This window comes from Bilifractor sp. LCP19S3_H10, assembly GCF_052119185.1.
Classification (GTDB): domain Bacteria; phylum Bacillota; class Clostridia; order Lachnospirales; family Lachnospiraceae; genus Bilifractor.
In genome coordinates, this window is record NZ_JBQKFT010000086.1 from 1 (window position 1) to 313 (window position 313).

Below are 313 nucleotides of genomic sequence, written 5' to 3' on the forward strand. Positions count from 1 at the left end.
CTTAATTTCTTAAGTCCAAGTGGGCTTAAGTAGACTCGAACTACCGACCTCACGCTTATCAGGCGTGCGCTCTAACCGGCTGAGCTATAAGCCCTTTTCTGTTTTGATGCATATGTGATTCATATGCAGTGGAGATGAAGAGATTCGAACTCTCGACCCCCTGCTTGCAAGGCAGGTGCTCTCCCAACTGAGCTACATCCCCGTAAGGATGCTGGCGGCCGCCTATCTTTCCATACTGTCTCCGGCATAGTATTTTCGGCCGCCCGGGTCTTAACCATCGTGTTCGGAATGGGAACGGGTGTCTCCCCCGGGC

At 52.7% G+C, this 313-nt stretch carries 2 tRNA genes and 1 rRNA gene; all 3 read right to left on the bottom strand.

Annotation, left to right across the window (positions count from 1 at the left end):
- Positions 1–20 precede the first annotated feature (20 nt).
- A tRNA-Ile gene (locus ACTQZS_RS15530) sits at positions 21–94 on the bottom strand.
- 35 nt (positions 95–129) lie between these two features.
- Positions 130–202, bottom strand: a tRNA-Ala gene (locus ACTQZS_RS15535).
- Between the two features lie 7 nt (positions 203–209).
- Positions 210–313, bottom strand: a 5S ribosomal RNA gene (gene rrf / locus ACTQZS_RS15540); the annotation flags it as partial.